This is a genomic window from Agarivorans sp. JK6 (assembly GCF_045277145.1).
Classification (GTDB): Bacteria; Pseudomonadota; Gammaproteobacteria; order Enterobacterales; family Celerinatantimonadaceae; genus Agarivorans; species Agarivorans albus.
On sequence record NZ_CP113525.1, the window covers coordinates 2,249,701 to 2,265,871 of the forward strand.

Sequence of the window (16,171 nt, forward strand, 5' to 3'; positions counted from 1 at the left end):
GTTAAGGCTAAGGAGAGCGTAGATGCTAGAGAATCCAGCCCAGAGTCAAGTTACAGATCTTGCGGGCATTAACGAGCTTGCCAGTGCCGAAGACTTTCTCAATTACTTTGGCGTTAACTATCAAGCAGGATTAGTTCGGGTAAAACGGGTTTTGTTTATGCGCCTACTCGGGCAAGTATTGGCGAAACAGGCTTCAAGCAGTTATAGCGAATACCAAGCTGCTGTGAGCAAAGCCTATTGTTTATTGGAAAAGGGCGTTGTGTTGGCACATCAAGTGCCTGGTTGCGACGCTTGTGAAGGCTGTTAATAAAGAGGTATAGCAGATGAATTCAGCAAAATTTGGATATGGCTGCAAAGTAAGAGTGGTTGAAAATATTCGTAACGACGGTAGTTTCCCAGGCTGTAAAAAAGGTGCTTTGTTAGTGCGCCGTGGCGCTACTGGCTATGTACGCCAATCGGGATATTACTTACAAGACCAAATTGTTTATCAAGTGCAGTTTATTAATCGAGGCTTAACCATTGGTTGTAAAGAACATGAGCTAATAGATGCCGAGTTAGTTTGGCAACCTAATCAGTTTGAGTATGGCGACAAAGCAGCGTTAACACTTAGTTTGTCTCAACAGGGAGAAGTTGTTGCCAAAAAAGGCAGCGTGGTAGATGTGTTAGCAGTACGCCGTAAACCAAAAACTGACCCTTGTTATCGGATTCAATACGGTGAGCTAGATGTAGAAGTACCCGAGCGAGCTCTCGCAGCTTTAACAGAAGAGGAACCAGCCTATGTTGGATAGCAGCCACGCTTATATAACGATGAAAACCAGCATCGCCTTGTTTGATCTAAATACCGATCAACTTAGTGAAGAGCAGCAAGTAGAGTTAAACCGGGTAGTGAGCAAAACTATTGGCATTCAACAAAAGGTGCTAGCGGCAAAAGAGGCAGAAAAGGTGTATGTTGATGAACCTCAACTAGATAAAGCTATTGCCTTGATTAAACAAAATTTTGAATCTGAGGCAGCTTTTGAGCAAGCGTTGCTAGCCAATCAGCTTTCTGAACCGGGCTTGCGCGAGGCGCTACGCAGCGAGCTTAGCAGTGAAGCGGTGCTTGCCTATATAAGCAAAGATATTCCCGAGGTTACCGAGCAGCAGGCCTTAGCCTTTTATCAGCGCCATCCCGACAAGTTTTTACAAGTAGAGCGCCGGGCTGCTCACCACATTTTGCTTACCATTAACGAACAGTTTGAAGAGAATAAGCCAAAGCAGGCTAGAGCCCGTATTCAAAGCTTGGCCAATAAAGTCACTAGCGACAACTTTGAGAAACTAGCAGAGCGCTACTCCGAATGCCCAACTGCAGTGAACGGCGGTTACTTAGGGCTAGTATCTAGGCAACAACTGTTACCCGAACTAGATGAAGTGTTGTTCAACATGCCAAGCGAGAGCTTTAGTCAACCAATCTACACAGGCATGGGCTACCACTTATTATGGTGTAAACAGCATTACCCAGAGCATCGGGTGAGTTTTGATGATGCAAAAGCCAAAATTAAGCAATCCCTGTATGAACATGCGCAAAAACAGCAGCAGAGAGTTTGGTTAAGCCGTGCTTGTAAAGGTGAAAATTTAAACTAATCCTGTGTAGACAACATGCTCACGTAGTTATTAATCAAAATAATATTAAAATTTAGGCATTTACTCAGCAATAGTTAATCATGCTAATTGTGCAGTCGCGTAATTGGCTATTGTGTTGTTTAACTTGGCCTACTCGTTAAGAGGTAGTATAAGTCTCCCGTTCACACATTTTTTGTCTACTTGTTGGTCACCTAATGCTTACATAATTCACTAAAACTGAAATCTAAACTTAACTCAAATGTAACAATTGCCATTTAGCTTAATCCGCACAACAAAAGAGAGTACTCAACTAGGATATAAGAAAATGAGCAAGGAAATATTTAACCCAACTCGCTTCAATAAAAGTAACAACCCTACCTTTGATGAAGTATTAGATGTTCGCATGTCTCGTCGTAAAATTCTTAAAGGTGGTCTTGGCCTAAGCGCTATGGCTACCTTTGGCGCTTTTGGTTTAGCTGGCTGCAATTCTTCTAGCTCTACTAATGGCGGTGGTGCTGCCGCCCCAAGTGCTAGCTTAAACTTCAACTCTATTGCTGGTTCAAAAATTGACGCGGTAAGTGTTCCAGAAGGTTATACCGCTCAAGTACTTGCGCCATGGGGCCAGCCAATCAATGCTATGGCAGAAGCCTGGAAAGATGACGGCACTAACGATGCCGTTGATCAAAACAACGCTATGGGAATGCATCACGATGGCTTACATTTCTTCCCATTAAACGACGCTGGTACCGATGGCTTACTAGCAGTAAACCATGAGTACATCGACCAAAATGCTTTGCATCAAAATGGCAGCGACAGAGATGACGCGGGTATTCGCAGCAGCGTTGACCAAGTACGTAAAGAAATTGCCGCTCACGGTGTAAGTGTTATTCGTATTCAGTTGCAGGAAGACGGTCAATGGATGATGGTAGAAAGCGATCCATTAAACCGCCGTTACACTGGTGCAACGGTTATGGATATTTCAGGTCCATTAGCTAACTCAAGCTTGTTAGTTACACCGTTCTCGCCAGATGGCAGCCAAGCACGCGGTACCTTAAACAACTGCGGTAATGGTTACACGCCTTGGGGCACTTACTTAACGTGTGAAGAGAACTGGCCTGGTTACTTCATTAACTTAGGTACCACCACTGCAGAGCAAGACCGAATTGGCTTAGATACCTCTGGCACAGCGCGTTATGGTTGGGAAACCCTAGCCGGTCACGCCGATGAGCGTGTCGACGAGTTCTCTCGTTTTAACGTAACACCAAGTGGTGCAAGTGCCATGGATGACTACCGTAACGAAGCCAACGGCCACGGTTACATTGTAGAAATTGACCCTTACACAGCTAATTCGCGCGCAGTTAAACGTACCGCTTTAGGACGTTTCCGCCACGAAGGTTGTACCTTTGGTACCCTTGAAGTTGGCAAGCCGATTGTGTTTTATTCTGGTCACGATTCGCGTTTTGAATACATGTACAAATTCGTGTCTACCGCAGTTTGGGATGCAGCAGACGCAGAAGCTAGCGACCGTTTAGCCATGGGCGATAAGTACATGGACGAAGGCACCTTATACGTGGCTAAATTTGATGCCGACGGTGTTGGCCATTGGTTGCCGTTAACCTTAGATGGCGCTACCACAGATGGCGGCACGCTGGGTGATCACTTTGATTCTTTAGCGGCTATTATTTTAAACACTGCCGGTGCAGCGGACTTGGTTGGTGCCACTCAAATGGACCGCCCAGAATGGTGTGCGGTAGACCCAATTACTGGTTCTGTTTACTTAACCCTAACCAATAATACGCGCCGCGATGAAACCACTGGTACCAACCCTGCAAACCCACGCCTAAACAACAAGTTTGGTCATGTTATTCGTTGGGACGAAGGCGAAGCTGCTACCGAGTTTACTTGGGACATCTTTGTATTTGGCTCTCCAGCTGACGGCGACGAAGCCACAAACTTATCTGGCCTAAGTGAATTTAACCAGTTTGCTAGCCCAGATGGCTTAGCCTTTGATAATCGCGGTATTTTGTGGATTCAAACAGATAACGGCGCCGATGAAGTAACCAGCTACACTAACGATCAAATGCTAGCGGTTGTACCTTCAGCGATTAAAGATGCAGACGGAAACGCAGACACCATTAACAGCGAGAACCAAGGCGAATTACGTCGTTTCTTTGTTGGCCCTAATGGCTGTGAAGTTACTGGTTTTACCATAAGCCCAGATTACACCACCATGTTTGTGTCTATCCAGCATCCTGGTAACTGGCCTTACAGCAACAATGCAGCAGAAGAAACGCCAGTAGGCATGGATCTTCGTCCTCGCGCATCGGTTGTGGCTATTCGTAAAGCCGACGGTGGCGAGCTAGGTGTGTAATTCACTCTAGAAGCAAAATAAACAGGCCCAAACGGGCCTGTTTTAGTTAACAGTTTAAGGAACAAAAAATGGCTGGAATTAGTGTGTGGCAACTGGCAATTATTGCCGTAATCGTTGCCTTGTTGTTTGGAACCAAACGCTTAAGAGGCTTGGGTGGGGATTTAGGCTCTACCATTAAAGGTTTTAAACAAGCGATGAGCGAAGATAATACGCAACAAAATGCAGGTGGCCCAATAAGCGCAGAGCAGGGCGACAACAACAAGCAACTTGGTAGCTAAACATGTTTGATGTTGGCTCCTTAGAAATTTTGCTTATTGCTGTTTTGGGCCTCGTTATATTGGGCCCTCAACGTCTACCTAATGCCTTGCGCACTGGATTTACATGGTACAACAAAGCTAAAAACACCATGGCAGAGGTATCCACCAAAATTGAGAAAGAACTTGAGTTAGGCGAGGTAAAAGACGCGCTTAATCAACAAGTTAAAGTACCTACCAAAATATCCTCTGCGCCTTTGGTCAACAAAGACACAAGCAAGTAAGTCCAGCTAAGCTTTTACTATATCCCACTAAGGCATTAAGCTAAGGCGCTGCCGTTTTCATCAAAGCAAAGCGGCTTTAAATTTTTAGCCAATAACTGCTGTTTAAGGATACCGAGTGGAAACTGAGGTTTTGTCTAGCTTAGCCATACATCTTACTATTATCTTGTGTGCTGTTGCCTTAGTCGTGTGGGGCAAGGTATTAAGAGATCGCAAAAGTTCTGCGGGTAATTCAGCATCTAGTAACGACACGTCTACCGGCACTACACTTATTGTGTGTGGTGGTTTGTTGGCAATAACGCAAGTCGCTAAACTAATTGAGCTGTTTGCCTAAACGAGCAGTAAGCACATGCCGTTAACCAAGACTTTACGATAATTTAGGAGCGCCCCATGGCCATTACCGGAGAATGCTTTTGTGGTGCAATTAAATACCAAATAGAGGGCGAGTTACACGATGCTCGCTCTTGCCACTGTTCCCGATGCCGCAAAGCTTTTAGTGCCCAAGCCTCAGCTTATGCCTTAGTTAAAGCTGGCGAGTTTTCTTGGCTAAGAGGCGAAAACTTGCTTACTTCATACATTGGAGAACAGGGCTTTGGTTTACAGTTTTGTAGCAAATGTGGTTCTACCTTAGTAGGTGTATATCAAGAAGAAGTACATGGTGTAACCTTAGGCTGCATAAACGGCGACCCTAATATAAAACTAAGCCGCCATATTTACGTAGATTCAAAAGCCAGTTGGGAACTGATACCCGACGGTGTTCTACAGTTCAAGGAACAAGCTCCTTAGTCCTAATCCCCTGTAGCTTTAGCTTTTTAACTGTGTGGTGCGTAACCCCAAAAAAATTCACATCACTGTTTTTATACACAGTGTTGTTGCGATTCCTACTTTCTACAAGTGATTGCATACTTTCATGCTGATGTTTTTGTTATTTTTCGAGCTAGGTGGCTGATGTAGCATAGGAAAGGTGATAATCTTGATTTTATCAAATGTATGATAAGAGGAAAGTTTCCTAGTTTAAACAAGGAATTTTTCATATTAATAAGCTTATGTAGACTCCCTCCTGTCAACCCCACATGGCTAGATCATTGCTGACTTATGTACGAGCTCTATAAATGGCTCAAAGATAATTACGCGTATCGAGTTTCAAATCTGTTAGGCGAGATTAAATCTCTCAGCTTATTACTGACTATCTCGACTCTGATTAAGCAATGTGTTGTTGAATTTACTAGGCAACGAGTGCTTTAACTCGATAATCAGTTCCTTTGGTGAGTATTGAATAGGCAGTTCTAACTGTTTTATTGGCGAGCGCTACTGCAGCGCATTTCTTTCCTCTACGAGCGACGAGAGCTTGTATCCAAGCGTCTTTTTCTGTGCGTGGTGTTCTTCTACAAACATTATTTATATACGTGAATGCACCAGTAACGAGTTGGCTACGTAGCGTACTTTTTCTTACATGTTTATTAATTGCCCCAAGCTTAGTTTTCCCTCCAGAGGAGTGCTGAACAGGGGTTAACCCGATACAAGCAGCGACATCTTTTCCTGACTTAAATATGTGGTCATCGGCTAAATCAATAGCGCTATATAAATTGATGGCATTAATTATCCCTACACCCTCAAGCCTCATGAGTTTTTTACATTCAGGTATGTGCTCGACTAAGGCGGTGAGAGCGTCATCGTAGTGTTCAATTGTTCTAATGACGGCTTGATAAAGTAGCCAAGCACTATGCAGAGCATCGCGTAAAGGTGCTGTAAACGTATTGTCGGCATCTTCGAGCGCACTGGCTACAGCAGATTTTAAGCCGCCCATTCTAGGAGAAGGCCGGATATTGAATTCAAGCAATAAGCCAAGAAGTTGGTTATTCATGGCTGTTTTTTGCTTAATCGTTTGCTCACGCAAACGTAAAACGGTTTGCAACTACTGTTGTTCAGGAGTTTTACCATGTACAAATTTTACGTTAGGTAGCATGGCTGCATGCACAATGGCCAAGGCATCATTCTTATCAGTTTTGTGGCTTTGCCGAACCGCGGATACCAGGCGTGGGCTAATCAAGCGAGCATCATGACCTAGAGATTCCGCCTTTTGTTTCCAATAATTAGAAGTGGAACATGCTTCAAACACAACCGTAGATGGCTTCGTTTTGACTAACCAAGTAGCAAATTGAGACGGTGTCATTTCTTTGTTAGAAAGCACCTGTTGGCGAGCAACAACACAAACTTGAATGGCCTCTTTTGCCAAATCGACACCAATAACGGTAGTATGAAGCATATATTGACTCCTAACATATTAATGTTGACTCTAAAGCGTAGCAGAGAGCGGAGGGAGTCTAATTATCTGTTATATGCCAAAAGGGCACAAATGGAAGATTCGGACACTCGCATAAGAGAACTTCAGAAGCAGCTGAACTCAGTTGATTGTGCGCCTGCTCGTGGATACCGCAGGAATGTGACTGTTTACGCTTTGGTCTCTTATGTAAACAACATCACTGGTTGCTACATTTCTCAAAATTACCTACCAGTCGAATTGTTCATCAGCAGGGCGCGAACGCATATGGAAGACTTCCCTGCATCTGAGCAATGGAGTACGTATTACAAAATGGTTGAGGAGTACCTGCTTGTAATGGAAGAACGTCTTAAGGAAGTTGGCATATAACAAGTCAATTCATCAGGACAAAAAACTGTTGGTTTTGCTCCTGCGTCGCTAATTCTAACCAACTATTTTTTGCCTCTGATTGAGGCGTTACAACTTCAGGGAGTATCGTATGAGAATTTTAGTTTTTTGCGCATTTGTCATGTTAATTCAGGGGTGCGCCTCAACACAGGGAATTGCTTCAAAAGAAGTGGCTGCAAAAAGTAAGATATTTATAGCAAGCCAACTAAATAATGAATTCAATTTCCAAGTAACAGGAACAACTGCATTTCAAAATAAAAAGTTCGCAGCCAATGTTGAGCACTGGAAATTAAACTCTCACGTTGAAAACAGAGTTATAAATCAATTAAAAGGTGTTTACAGTCCTCAAACTGATAACCAAATAAACGACCAGCTAACTATCCCTTCGGACAATTATCTAACTGGTTACTCCAATGCAATGACAAGTGAAAATGGTTTAAATGTTCTTAAAGACCAAGGTTTTGACTACGTTTTATTCATTACACCTATTGATTTTCAAGATGCATATTATCAAACAAACCAGTATGTAGAAGGCTATGGTATTTATAATCGTAGTTTCTTTGGTTCAGACAATAAAATTGTTTACTCACAAATCAGTTTCACATTATTTGATGTAAATACAGGAAAGTTTTTAGCATCTAATGGAGATACTGGTCATAATAGCGGTGACTCTGTTTGGATTACTCACAAGAATATTACTATTTCAAAAGACATATCAAACCTTGAGCAACTAAATGAAATAGTTGAAAACTATAAAAGTGATGTATTTACACTAACTAATAACTTGGTGGATAAAAGCATAAAATATATGGGATTTCAGGTGCAGAAGTTATAACAAACGCATCAACACATTGGACTAGTAACGCTTGGCTTGGTTCGTGCCTCACCAATTTTAGCCAAGCGTTATTAGCCCGTTATGCGGGCGTTATAAGGCATCAATCGAGTGAGTGCATACGATTTAGAAAAGGAAGTCTGGACCGAAGCTGACTTCAAAGTTATGGGGTGGCATGACGCATCAATATGGTCAATGGTTTCTAATGCAGCGCAATTCGAGTACTTACTTGACTTAGACTACATATTCAAATGGGTTCACCCGAAAGAAAGTGAAACATATTTCAAATTTTGGGTTGCACCGGTAACAATGGTTTTTGTTAACGCATTTGATGTGAAAATTGATATTGAGTCACAGCAGGGACTCATTGAAGTTGCAGATCTATACATGGAAAATCCTGAATTGACACCGAACGGCAAGTTCACATCTCATACCTATCGCTTTGAATGCCAAGAAGGTGAAATTACCGTTAAAGCAACTGGTTTTAAAATGTACATTCGCCAAAAGCCAAAACTCATTCAAGGTCAAAGCTTCGAATTAGCAGAACGTGGTGGCATTAGTTTCGGGCGCACATTAAATGCCTCATAACAAGTCAATCAACTACGCGCCTTCGGCGCCGGACGCAGCAAAGCTGCGCCGGTTATTGAGGCGTTATGTAGCTAGAGAAAGTTAGGTTGGAACTGATTAAAACAAGATTGTTATTTTACAGTTATGATGAAGGTGGGAGGCCGTGTATGCCAATTGGAACTGGCTACTCTCCTCATTTTGTTGTGAATGGAACTTCTGATTATCTAGGTGTTAGATTCTTAAATATACCGGATAATGTTAAGCCCAATTCGATGTATGAGCAGCGAGTTGCCTTACTTTATGCTGATACAGTTGATTATAGTGAACTAACAACCGGCGTTGACTTTGAAATCCGAGAAGGGGGAAAAACGGTTGGTAAAGGCATGGTCATGTAACAGTGTAAATAGCAACATAACAAGCCGCTGCAAAAAGGACCGAGTGTAGCTGGCACAAATTTAGTAAACAAAATTTCCGCCAGCCGCGGCCGCTGAGCGGAGCGTTAACTTGCAAAAGAAGGCCAAATCATTGAAGAAGGAAATGGTGTGTTAGAGAGTGTTAGAAAGTCGCTAAAACAAATTGCTCCCAAAATCATAGATTCTCTGTTGCCAGCGGCTACGCATGAGGAGATTGAAGAGCTTCAATCCTTGATCAAAAGCCCACTACCTTCGGATCTCATTACCTTGTACAAGGAAACAGCAGGCAATGACCCGGAATCCTTGGGTAACTTTGCATATGGTGTTCCTTTTCTGAATATTCAGAAACTTATCGATGTATTGAGAGGCTTTGATTTTGAAGATGACTCAAATGCCTTACGTTTCGCCGAACAAGGGATCCGCAAGGAATATACCCTTAGTAAGTCACGCATCCACATAGGGGATAATTGGGGTAACTGCGTCATTAGTGTTGACCTCAATCCAAATGAAAATGGTGATTATGGGCAGGTCATTTTAGTTGACTACGAAATGCATGTAGCCCTCAAGCTAGCAAGCTCTGTAGGTGAATACATCATCAATTTCGAAAGTGACTTAATTGCTGGTAAGTACGGCCTCGCAGAAGATGCACTTGATGATGGCGTACATTGGTTGGAGCCAGAAAGGGCTATCGACCCTTGCAACTGGTATAACTCGCCAACTTGGAAATACGTCAAAACAAGCTAACAAACCAACCCACGCGGACGGCTTTTCGCAGGCTTTCGTCGCTCCGCTCCTTAGCTTAGCCTGCTCAATCCGTTATGTGAATGGGAATAAAAATGAATCATACTTTGGTTGGAGAACTCCTTGGATTCGCAATGGCTGAAAGTGCTCGTGTTGGAGATGCTTTAGAGTCTGAAGATCTGATGGTTCCATATATAGTGTCATTAGAGGGGGGGGAAAAACTCCTTCGTTTTTTTGAAGCGGATTCTCAAGCTGAAGCTGTAGAAAAAGCTGAATTTGCCTTGGTGAATATACCCAAGACAACCGAAGGTTGGGCATTCAGCCGTGACGGTGTAATCTCCGCTAGTGACGGTAAGAAACAAGATGTATTTGTCTTCAAAGTATGGGCTAATGGTATGGTGTGTCCGCTTGAAGCATACCAGGCTTACAGTACACATCCATTTAAGCTATTAGGTACTGTCAAAGTGCTTAATTATCAGCAGGCTGGCTTATATCCTGATTCTTCTGAAGAGTTCTCCGCCGGATTAAATCAAGGTATTCATTCTCATCCTATTGCTAGAGCTGAGTGGTTAAACTGGTGTAGCTAGAATCACTTAACAATCGCATCAAAGTCGACGTAAAAAGCTTGGTTCAGCTCGTACCTCGCTAAGTCCACCCAAGCTCACTTTGCGCCAGTTATGCGAAGCGTTATAAGAAATTGAGGTATCGGTTGAATCAGATTATTAAGTTAGTTCCAGTTCTATTTGTTTTGACTATTCCTGCATTATGCTTTGGAAAGGAGCTATGTTTCGATAGTAGCTACAGGTTCATTAAAGAGCTTGGGAGTATCCTGCCTGAACGGTCTTTCGCTCCGATTAGGCAATCAGATGGCAACTCTACTAAAACAATCGGATTGCGATATTTAGGAAATAGTGACATTTTAAACGCTGCTGGAGTTAAGAAACACGCTCAAATATTGGAAATATGCGATATCTCTCTGAGGGAGGTTTTTAATCAGAAAAAAGAACCTAAGTATCGCTGCTGTACGATTGAGAGTAACCAATTAAAAGTTAAGGTATCAGAAGGGCTTCTTCAGACGTATACAGTAGAACTCCCATTTGAATAGCCTTATAACAAGCCAATTAAAAAGCGACCCATACTCCTGTGTGTTTTTGGGCGCTACTGCAAGCGACATACTATCACCGAAAAACACTTTGGGTTTTGTCTCGTTATTTAGGCGTTAGAGGCACTATGAAGTTAGCAACCATTTATCTAGCCCTATTTTTGCTATCAGGATGTGGGACAGAAGGTGTTGATATGGAAATCAGTGATGTAGATGGCTGGTTTAAGGTAAATGAATCTGAAATTACCTCTATCGTTGAGTTATTTAAGAATGATAGATGCTTACGTAGAGTTGAACTCGGCTCAATGAAATATATCCGTCAAAACTGTAAAAGCAGTCCGCTTCAAGAAACAAAAATAAAGGAAATACAAAGTAAGCTAACCAACCTTGGTGTTGTCCTAGCCGTTGCGTACACATTCGATAATGGAAATTTTGTTGCAAATATATTGATAAACAGGAGAGGTATTGGAGTATCTGGTGGAGGACTTAGAATTAGTTACTGGGAGACGTTTCCTCTTAGTTTAAATGATGAGCTCGAGTGTGGAGCAATTGAAAATCTCTATAAAGAAAAGTGGTACGCAGAGATTTTAAGCTCTGAAGACTCTTGCCTCTAAACGAGGCATTCAAAAACAATAGAGACATGCAAGTGGCATTGAGTATTTTAAGCAGTAAGAAGACTTGGCTCGCTATAAGTAGTACCGCTTTGTTAGCTGCGGGTTTACTATTTTATTTTGCTAGCTTCGGTCCTATAACAGCTCAACAAGAAGCAGATAGCCAAGCCATCGAGGATTTTGAACAATGCCTTACAGCGAGATTGTTTTCTGAGAATTTAAAAGCTTGCGATCGTTTCTATCTAGACTATTTGCCCAAAAAAACAGACCCGGTATTTAAACAAAACATTGTTGAAGAGGCGACGTTAGATCCAAAACAGATAGTACGCACCTATAAAGATGTGAATCGGTTGTTGAAAGATCATGGTTTAGCATCATACCCAGAGCTTTACATATTATCCCATGGCCAGTTAGTTGAATACATTCAATAATGTAAAACCACTGCTTGCTGGTTTTTACTCATGTACTGCCAGTTAAGTAGACTATTTACTTCTAGTTAGGTCTTAGGTTTACAATTTGAGAGGATAGGATGAATCTAACCGTTAAAGGTTTTCTAGTTGCTATGTTAGCGGCAGTGTTCTGGCTGAGTTTGGGGTGTTCTTCCACTGTAACTCCTTCAATAGAGGCACCAAGCAATTTGGTGCTAAACAGTGTCTATATTTCACCCGATGATCAAGTTAGCTCAGAATTTGGGACATGGAAGCTTAAAGGCTTAACAGTAGACGATTTATGGGAGCCTTTACGAGAATACAACAACAGAAGCTTGGGTTACCAAGAAGATGCATCCATGTGGGTTTACTCGAACACACCTTATATTGTGAACGCGAAAGGCCTAGCCGTTCATCAAGTTTTCTGGCAACGCAATAGCGCTAACCTTGAGTGGTTATACCCAAATAATCAAAACGCTGAGTCCCCTTGGCGTGCTAGTCAAATACCAGAATCTATAAAAACTAAAATGCTACGAGATCCAATAATCTCGAAGTACGCTGAGTTTGATGACACCACGCCTGACTATCTGTGGCATAGCGCCGCGATTAGTTATATATCGGGATTGATTGAACCGCCTAAACTCAACATGCTGTTTAAAAACCAAGGGCAAGCCTTAGTAACTGTTTACGGTTTTAGAGCTAAAAGCTTATATTCGACAGGCGGCGAGGCAAGCGATGGAGGATCACCATTAAATACTGCCAACAACCAGCAAACGATAAATTTAAATCACTTAAATCCAGTCTCTCAGCTAGTTTTTGATTTACCGGTTTTAATCGAGCCAAGTGCCACAGCTACGCTACAAGTTCAACCGATAGTAAGTAATGCCACCCAAGGCGACGGTGAAGGCGAGCTTACTTACAATCTGTATGTACTCTATGCCAATGGTGAAGAAACCGTAGAGCAATTTGTGGGGACCTTTGTTCAAAGTGATGCAATAAGCCAAATGCCACTTTGGTAGCTTGCAAGCTGCTTCGAATTTAGAAGCAGGGAATAACGCCTGCGCTTGTTATTTCGAACAACACAAGCGTTAAGCAAACTCTCGGCGTCTGGTTTCACTGGGTGTTTCGCAAAACAGTCTTTTGTAATCCCGGCAAAATTGTCCTAAATGAAAAAAGCCATAATCAAATGCCACTTCAGCAATGGTTTGTTGATGCCGGCAATGTAGTAATGCTCGCCTAACTTGGTTTAGCCGAATTATCTGTATGTATTGTTTTGGTGTCATATCACAGCACTGTCTAAAGGTATATTGCAGGGTGCGGCGACTAACATGCACTGCAGCACATAGCTCGCTAACGGTAATAGGGTTTTTAAGACGAGATTCTGTAAGGTAGGTTTTAACCCGTTGCATAATGCGTTGGCGTTGATCTAACGCAGGGGGGCTAACTACAGCGGGTTTTTGTGCTTGGCTAAGTAGATTGAGCACTGCGTCTTCTAGAATAAGTGCTTGGGTGTTGCTGCTCCAGCGACTGCCTTCTGTTTGTAGCAGTTGTGATAGGTATTGCTGAAAGGTTTGTAAGGTATTGGCGGGGATATTATCTAGCCATAGGCTATCAAAACTTTGGCTAATAATTGGATCATCTTGATGTTCTTCTAATTGGCTGAATAAACTTTTGTGCAATACCAAGCCATAAATAGAAAAGTGTTCGGGCGTGAGCAATTCGAAGTCTAGGCTACCTGGTCGGCATAAAAACTGACTATGGCGGGTAGTTTGGTTGTTAATACGACAACTTTTTTGATTGCTACTAAAACCTATCCATAATCCCCCTTCTTCAACACGGCACTGCTGTCTTAGCTCTTGGTTTGTGTCTTCGCGAAATACATGAATATTCGAGAAGTTAATTTCATTTATTTGGCCAGCAAAGCGGCCTTGGCTTAGTTGATCAAACTCTTGCTGCCAGTTAACTAAGTTTGCCGCTTGATGATTTGCATCATTAGAGTGAATTGTGCACAACAATGAGTCACCGTTTGTTTGCGTATTTGTCACCATATTTATCTTCCTCGATTCAAGCTCTGAACCAATTTAGGGCGATGTGCCCATTATCTTGTTGTTTTATATATATTTTTAATCTTGCCAATTATTGATAGTTAATCGGAATAGCTATTGCTGAACCTTACTTATAGTTGTTGATGCAGAAGCAGCAAAAACTGATCCAGCTGAATTGTTGAGAATATATTGCCTTATTTGTTAATAAAAATGGGCAACAATGTGGCTACTTAGTCTTTGACTAGCAGGGAATCACGAGGCCAATTCTTGCAAGTGTTCTTCGATGTATAGCTGGAATATTTGGACCCTAGGTGTGAGTAAAAAATAGCCAGTTGTACTGCTTTAAGAACTAACAGCTGTAAATGGGAAAAAGGTTTTACCCATGTGTTCGTATAAAAAGGAAAGTTAATGCCGAGTTTTATTATTGCCTATGTCAAATATGTTGATGCGTTCAATCGAAGAGTTGGTCGCTTGATGATGTATGGGATATTTTTGATTGTTGGCGTGCTTATGTGGTCATCGGTATCAAAAACTTTCTTTATGCCGTCTCTTTGGACCTTAGAGTCTGCGCAATTCATGATGGTTGCTTACTACATTATTGGTGGCGCTTATGCGATGCAGCTAAATGCCAATGTGCGCATGGACTTATTTTACGGGAATTGGTCAATTAAAAAACGCGCTTGGGTTGATGCATTCACCATCTTCTTCTTGATTTTCTATTTAATCGTACTGCTATACGGTGGCTTAGAAAGCACACTTTACTCCCTTGAATATAGCCAACGAACTCGCTCTGCTTGGCGCCCATTGTTGTGGCCTATTAAAGCACTAATGTGCACCGGTTTTGTGATGATGATTTTGCAGGCCATTTCCCAATTTATTAAAGATATTGCAGTTATTCGAGGAGTTCAGATCAAATGAGTTACGGCATGATAGCAACAATGATGTTCTCGTTGATGATGTTGCTAATGGCAACGGGTCAACGTGTATTTGCTGCAATAGGCGCGGTAGCTTCAATTGCCGCCATATTACTTTGGGGTACTGGCGGCGCAGAAATTCCATTTACTGCCAGCATGAAGCTAATGAATTGGTATCCGATGCTTACGCTGCCAATGTTTATTTTCATGGGCTATGTTCTGTCGGAATCAAAAATTGCCGACGACCTATACAAGATGTTTCATGTTTGGATGGGGCCGATGCCCGGTGGATTAGCCATTGGTACCATTGGGCTTATGGTGCTGGTATCGGCAATGAATGGCTTGTCGGTGGCAGGGATGGCGATAGGTGCCACCATTGCACTACCTGAACTGTTAAAGCGTAACTACGACAAAAAAATGGTCACTGGGGTTATTCAGGCCGGTTCGTCTTTAGGCATATTGGTGCCTCCCTCGGTGGTATTAGTGCTTTACGCGATGATTGCGCGCCAACCAGTTGGTCAACTATGGCTCGCCGGTATTATTCCAGGTTTGGTGATGGCAACACTGTTCATTATATATATTGCAGTTCGTTGTCGGATTAACCCCAGCTTAGGCCCGGTGTTAAGCGAGGAAGAACGTAACGTGCCTATGGCCGAAAAACTAAGGCTACTTAGGGCAGGGCTGTTACCCCTTGGCATCTTTGCCTCAATGATGATTCCTTTTGTTAACGGCTGGACAAGCTTAGTAGAAAGCTCGGCTATTGGTGCAATGGCAGCATTCTTGGCCGCTATTCTCAAACGGCGCATGACCAAACAGGTATTTGAGAACTCTGTACGTAGTACCTTGGCCATCTCTTGTATGTTTATGTGGATCATTCTTGCTGCCCTTGGTTTTGGAGCCATATTTGATGGTTTGGGCGCAGTAAAATCTATCGAACATTTGTTTACCGAGCAGCTAGGGCTTGGGCCTTGGGCGATTCTTATTTTAATGCAGTTGTCATTTTTGGTAATGGGCACCTTTTTAGACGACACCGCCATGTTGGTGATTGTTGCGCCGTTATATGTGCCTTTGGTTAATGCACTAGGTTTTGACCTTATTTGGTACGGCGTTCTCTATACCGTGACCTCCCAAATTGCCTATATGACGCCGCCTTTTGGCTACAACCTCTTTTTGATGCGCGCTATGGCACCGCCGCAAATTAGCCTGCGTGACATTTACGGTTCGGTAGTTCCATTTGTTGGCATCATGGTCTTTGTGTTAATCCTAGTGATGGTTTTTCCAAGTCTAGCTTTATGGCTTCCTGATTATGTGTATGGCAAGTAAAACTGAATTTATTCAAAAGCTT

19 protein-coding genes and 1 pseudogene are annotated in these 16,171 nt (G+C 42.5%); 18 read left to right on the forward strand and 2 right to left on the reverse strand.

The window, feature by feature from the left end:
• Positions 1 to 22 precede the first annotated feature (22 nt).
• The 8 genes from OV592_RS10435 to OV592_RS10470 all read left to right on the forward strand — a co-directional run bounded on the left by OV592_RS10435 (position 23) and on the right by OV592_RS10470 (position 5,291).
• On the forward strand, positions 23 to 307 hold the full coding sequence (locus tag OV592_RS10435; protein WP_406611336.1) for a nitrogenase-stabilizing/protective protein NifW: 285 nt from the start codon (positions 23 to 25) through the stop codon (positions 305 to 307).
• Positions 308 to 323: 16 nt separating this feature from the next.
• Positions 324 to 788, forward strand: coding sequence for a nitrogen fixation protein NifZ (locus tag OV592_RS10440; protein WP_338626335.1), 465 nt, complete (start codon positions 324 to 326; stop codon positions 786 to 788).
• On the forward strand, positions 778 to 1,620 hold the full coding sequence (gene nifM, locus OV592_RS10445) for a nitrogen fixation protein NifM (RefSeq protein ID WP_406611337.1): 843 nt from the start codon (positions 778 to 780) through the stop codon (positions 1,618 to 1,620). Before OV592_RS10440 ends, nifM begins: the two co-directional genes overlap by 11 nt.
• Before the next feature lie 304 nt (positions 1,621 to 1,924).
• Positions 1,925 to 3,970 (forward strand): PhoX family protein, encoded by a 2,046-nt coding sequence (locus OV592_RS10450; RefSeq protein ID WP_406611338.1) that lies wholly within the window; start codon positions 1,925 to 1,927, stop codon positions 3,968 to 3,970.
• Between the two features lie 68 nt (positions 3,971 to 4,038).
• A complete protein-coding gene (gene tatA, locus OV592_RS10455; protein WP_406611339.1) occupies positions 4,039 to 4,248 on the forward strand; it encodes a twin-arginine translocase TatA/TatE family subunit in 210 nt (69 codons plus the stop codon).
• A 2-nt stretch (positions 4,249 to 4,250) separates the two neighbouring features.
• Complete coding sequence (gene tatB / locus OV592_RS10460; protein ID WP_406611340.1) at positions 4,251 to 4,508, forward strand: Sec-independent protein translocase protein TatB; 258 nt, start codon at positions 4,251 to 4,253, stop codon at positions 4,506 to 4,508.
• Between the two features lie 115 nt (positions 4,509 to 4,623).
• The gene (locus OV592_RS10465) at positions 4,624 to 4,839 is read left to right on the forward strand and encodes a hypothetical protein (protein WP_152784823.1); all 216 of its coding nucleotides are present in this window, start codon (positions 4,624 to 4,626) and stop codon (positions 4,837 to 4,839) included.
• A gap of 56 nt (positions 4,840 to 4,895) precedes the next feature.
• A complete protein-coding gene (locus OV592_RS10470; RefSeq protein ID WP_406611341.1) occupies positions 4,896 to 5,291 on the forward strand; it encodes a GFA family protein in 396 nt (131 codons plus the stop codon).
• A gap of 439 nt (positions 5,292 to 5,730) precedes the next feature.
• Here the strand turns inward: OV592_RS10470 and OV592_RS10475 are convergent.
• A pseudogene (locus OV592_RS10475) lies at positions 5,731 to 6,771 on the reverse strand (IS110 family transposase).
• A 493-nt stretch (positions 6,772 to 7,264) separates the two neighbouring features.
• On the opposite strand from OV592_RS10475, the gene OV592_RS10480 reads away from it, so the two are divergent.
• The 8 genes from OV592_RS10480 (at position 7,265) to OV592_RS10515 (ending at position 12,886) form a co-directional block, all read left to right on the forward strand.
• Positions 7,265 to 8,008 carry a hypothetical protein gene (locus tag OV592_RS10480; RefSeq protein WP_406611342.1) on the forward strand — a complete coding sequence of 248 codons (744 nt, stop codon included), beginning with the start codon at positions 7,265 to 7,267 and terminating at the stop codon, positions 8,006 to 8,008.
• A gap of 108 nt (positions 8,009 to 8,116) precedes the next feature.
• The gene (locus OV592_RS10485; protein ID WP_406611343.1) at positions 8,117 to 8,593 is read left to right on the forward strand and encodes a hypothetical protein; all 477 of its coding nucleotides are present in this window, start codon (positions 8,117 to 8,119) and stop codon (positions 8,591 to 8,593) included.
• Between the two features lie 107 nt (positions 8,594 to 8,700).
• A complete protein-coding gene (locus OV592_RS10490) occupies positions 8,701 to 8,967 on the forward strand; it encodes a hypothetical protein (protein WP_406611426.1) in 267 nt (88 codons plus the stop codon).
• Between the two features lie 147 nt (positions 8,968 to 9,114).
• The gene (locus OV592_RS10495; protein WP_406611344.1) at positions 9,115 to 9,729 is read left to right on the forward strand and encodes an SMI1/KNR4 family protein; all 615 of its coding nucleotides are present in this window, start codon (positions 9,115 to 9,117) and stop codon (positions 9,727 to 9,729) included.
• A 92-nt stretch (positions 9,730 to 9,821) separates the two neighbouring features.
• Positions 9,822 to 10,313: a hypothetical protein gene (locus OV592_RS10500; protein WP_406611345.1), complete on the forward strand. Its 492-nt coding sequence runs from the start codon at positions 9,822 to 9,824 to the stop codon at positions 10,311 to 10,313.
• 643 nt (positions 10,314 to 10,956) lie between these two features.
• The gene (locus OV592_RS10505; RefSeq protein ID WP_406611346.1) at positions 10,957 to 11,442 is read left to right on the forward strand and encodes a hypothetical protein; all 486 of its coding nucleotides are present in this window, start codon (positions 10,957 to 10,959) and stop codon (positions 11,440 to 11,442) included.
• Positions 11,443 to 11,474: 32 nt separating this feature from the next.
• The gene (locus OV592_RS10510; RefSeq protein ID WP_406611347.1) at positions 11,475 to 11,870 is read left to right on the forward strand and encodes a hypothetical protein; all 396 of its coding nucleotides are present in this window, start codon (positions 11,475 to 11,477) and stop codon (positions 11,868 to 11,870) included.
• A gap of 98 nt (positions 11,871 to 11,968) precedes the next feature.
• Complete coding sequence (locus OV592_RS10515) at positions 11,969 to 12,886, forward strand: hypothetical protein (protein ID WP_406611348.1); 918 nt, start codon at positions 11,969 to 11,971, stop codon at positions 12,884 to 12,886.
• 69 nt (positions 12,887 to 12,955) lie between these two features.
• Here the strand turns inward: OV592_RS10515 and OV592_RS10520 are convergent, their stop codons facing one another.
• Complete coding sequence (locus OV592_RS10520) at positions 12,956 to 13,915, reverse strand: helix-turn-helix domain-containing protein (protein ID WP_406611349.1); 960 nt, start codon at positions 13,913 to 13,915, stop codon at positions 12,956 to 12,958.
• Between the two features lie 405 nt (positions 13,916 to 14,320).
• On the opposite strand from OV592_RS10520, the gene OV592_RS10525 reads away from it, so the two are divergent.
• Together OV592_RS10525 and OV592_RS10530 are read left to right on the forward strand one after the other, a co-directional pair.
• Positions 14,321 to 14,830, forward strand: coding sequence for a TRAP transporter small permease subunit (locus OV592_RS10525; RefSeq protein ID WP_220721346.1), 510 nt, complete (start codon positions 14,321 to 14,323; stop codon positions 14,828 to 14,830).
• On the forward strand, positions 14,827 to 16,149 hold the full coding sequence (locus OV592_RS10530) for a TRAP transporter large permease subunit (RefSeq protein WP_406611350.1): 1,323 nt from the start codon (positions 14,827 to 14,829) through the stop codon (positions 16,147 to 16,149). The genes OV592_RS10525 and OV592_RS10530 overlap by 4 nt, the downstream gene beginning before the upstream one ends.
• Positions 16,150 to 16,171 lie beyond the last annotated feature (22 nt).

What these genes read in the sequence shown, in the direction of transcription:
- OV592_RS10435 (WP_406611336.1), top strand. Translation starts at nt 23, where the DNA reads ATGCTAGAGAATCCAGCCCAGAGTCAAGTTACAGATCTTGCGGGCATT.
- OV592_RS10440 (WP_338626335.1), top strand. Translation starts at nt 324, where the DNA reads ATGAATTCAGCAAAATTTGGATATGGCTGCAAAGTAAGAGTGGTTGAA.
- nifM (WP_406611337.1), top strand. Translation starts at nt 778, where the DNA reads ATGTTGGATAGCAGCCACGCTTATATAACGATGAAAACCAGCATCGCC.
- OV592_RS10450 (WP_406611338.1), top strand. Translation starts at nt 1,925, where the DNA reads ATGAGCAAGGAAATATTTAACCCAACTCGCTTCAATAAAAGTAACAAC.
- tatA (WP_406611339.1), top strand. Translation starts at nt 4,039, where the DNA reads ATGGCTGGAATTAGTGTGTGGCAACTGGCAATTATTGCCGTAATCGTT.
- tatB (WP_406611340.1), top strand. Translation starts at nt 4,251, where the DNA reads ATGTTTGATGTTGGCTCCTTAGAAATTTTGCTTATTGCTGTTTTGGGC.
- OV592_RS10470 (WP_406611341.1), top strand. Translation starts at nt 4,896, where the DNA reads ATGGCCATTACCGGAGAATGCTTTTGTGGTGCAATTAAATACCAAATA.
- OV592_RS10480 (WP_406611342.1), top strand. Translation starts at nt 7,265, where the DNA reads ATGAGAATTTTAGTTTTTTGCGCATTTGTCATGTTAATTCAGGGGTGC.
- OV592_RS10500 (WP_406611345.1), top strand. Translation starts at nt 9,822, where the DNA reads ATGAATCATACTTTGGTTGGAGAACTCCTTGGATTCGCAATGGCTGAA.
- OV592_RS10505 (WP_406611346.1), top strand. Translation starts at nt 10,957, where the DNA reads ATGAAGTTAGCAACCATTTATCTAGCCCTATTTTTGCTATCAGGATGT.
- OV592_RS10515 (WP_406611348.1), top strand. Translation starts at nt 11,969, where the DNA reads ATGAATCTAACCGTTAAAGGTTTTCTAGTTGCTATGTTAGCGGCAGTG.
- OV592_RS10520 (WP_406611349.1), bottom strand. Translation starts at nt 13,915, where the DNA reads ATGGTGACAAATACGCAAACAAACGGTGACTCATTGTTGTGCACAATT.
- OV592_RS10525 (WP_220721346.1), top strand. Translation starts at nt 14,321, where the DNA reads ATGCCGAGTTTTATTATTGCCTATGTCAAATATGTTGATGCGTTCAAT.
- OV592_RS10530 (WP_406611350.1), top strand. Translation starts at nt 14,827, where the DNA reads ATGAGTTACGGCATGATAGCAACAATGATGTTCTCGTTGATGATGTTG.